We start from the raw sequence: 1,941 nt of genomic DNA on the forward strand, positions 1-1,941 counted from the left end.
CGTCATTACTGTGCAATCACCGCGGCGGCAAGGCCGCAAGCGCCGACGCGCGCCCGCGACGGCGCGGGGAACCTCGCTCGGTTGCCGACATTATCGAAACGTCAGGCGGGCCGAGCCCTGCCGGCCTTCCCTGTGAGCCACCACCAAAACGGACGTTTCGCCATGACCGATGCAACCGAACATGCCGTCCTGCAGCTCGCCGTGCTTGTCGGCAGCCTGCGCGCCCAATCCTTCAGCCGCAAGATCGCCAAGGCGCTGGCCGCCCGCGCGCCGGATTCGGTGCGCTGTCGCTTCGTCCAGATCGGCGAGTTGCCGCTCTACAACGAGGATCTGGATGGCGACCGCCCGCCCGCGGCGTGGTCGGCCTTCCGCTCGGCGATACGCGAATGCGACGCGGTGCTGTTCGTCACGCCGGAATACAACCGCTCGATCCCTGGCTGTCTGAAGAATGCGCTCGATGTCGGCTCGCGGCCACCGGGCAAGAACGTGTTCAAGGGCCTGCCCGCCGGAGTCGTCAGCGTCAGCCCGAGCAAGATCGGCGCCTTCGGCTCCAACCAAGCGCTTCGGCAGACCTTCGTTTTCCTCGACATGCCGGTGATGCAGCAGCCGGAGGCTTATATCGGCAATGTCGCGGACCTGCTCGACGACAAGGGCGCCGTTACCAATGCCGACACCGCCGCCTTCCTCGAGAATTTCATGGCCGGCCTGGAAACCTGGATCAGGAGGGTGCATCCCGGCGGCTCGTCCTTCGATGCCTTCATGAAGCAGCGCGAGAAGATCGCCGATGACTATGTCAACGGCGATGCCACCTCGCTGAAGGCGATCGTCACCCATGCCGGGCCGGCGACATTCTTCTCGCCGCGCGGCGACCATGTCGAAGGCGTCGAGGCGGTTGCAGGCCGCTACGAACGCGACGCTGCGAGCTTCCACAAGGGTGGCAGCACCGACCTCGAGGTGCTGCAGGCGTCGGCAAGCGGCGATCTGGCCTTCTGGACCGGCTTGCAGCATGCCAAAACAGGCATGGGCAGGAACGGCGAGGCGACCGAGATGACCTTGCGGGTGACGGAAGTGTTCCGGCTGGAGGACGGCGCCTTCAAGCTGGTGCATCGCCACGCCGACCCGGTTCATTAGCCGGCGCTTGTAAAATCCGCGACACAATGCCGGAGGTTTTTGCAACAGCCACCTATTCCTTTTGGCCGGTGGGCGGCATATGTCAGTTACATGATCGTGCCACTTGAAGGCATGATGACGACGATAAAGACACGAATGGGCGCGGAAGCGAAAGTCTTGCCGTCGGGGGTCGGCGAGCCTGCGATACTGGACGGAGCGATTGTCATCGGCGCGGGCGCCGCAGGGCTTGCCGCCGCGCACGCGCTGGCCAGGGCCGGCGTGACGGTGCAAATCCTGGAACGCGAGGGGCGGCTGGCCGAGCCCTGGCATCGCCGTCACGACAATCTGCATCTCAACACGCATCGCGACCTTTCCGCACTGCCCGGCGTTTCCTATCCGGCAGGGACGCCGGCTTTCCCGCATCGCAGCGCCGTCATCCGTCACCTCAACGATTTCGCCCAAACGCACCGGCTGCCGATCTCCTTCGGTATCGGGGTCGACAAGATCGATTTTCGCGACGACCACTGGCTGCTGCGGACGAATGTGGGCTTGATGGCCGCGCGGTATGTGGTGATCGCCACCGGGCGCGACCGGCAACCCTTCATTCCGGCCTGGAAGGGCATGGAGGATTTTTCGGGATCGATCATCCACTCCGCCGATTTCGGCAAGGCAAGCGACTATGCCGGCAAGAAGGTGCTGGTGGTCGGCGCCGGCAATTCCGGCTTCGATGCGCTCAACCATCTTTCCCGCGTCGAGACGAACCAGATGTGGCTTTCGGCGCGCAACGGACCTTCGCTGCTGCCCAAACGCATCCGCAAGATCGCCGTACAC

The 1,941-nt window shown here is 64.5% G+C and carries 2 protein-coding genes; both read left to right on the top strand.

Annotation, left to right across the window (positions count from 1 at the left end):
• The first annotated feature begins 162 nt into the window (after nt 1-162).
• Nucleotides 163-1,131 carry an NAD(P)H-dependent oxidoreductase gene (locus tag EOD07_RS39150; protein ID WP_127238174.1) on the top strand — a complete coding sequence of 323 codons (969 nt, stop codon included), beginning with the start codon at nt 163-165 and terminating at the stop codon, nt 1,129-1,131.
• A gap of 135 nt (nt 1,132-1,266) precedes the next feature.
• Nucleotides 1,267-1,941 (top strand): NAD(P)/FAD-dependent oxidoreductase (locus EOD07_RS32650; RefSeq protein WP_164772764.1); only part of this gene is annotated, 675 nt, incomplete at its 3' end.

Source organism: Mesorhizobium sp. M2C.T.Ca.TU.002.02.1.1, from assembly GCF_003997225.1.

Coding starts and splice junctions, on each gene's coding strand:
- EOD07_RS39150 (WP_127238174.1), top strand. CDS start 163: ATGACCGATGCAACCGAACATGCCGTCCTGCAGCTCGCCGTGCTTGTC.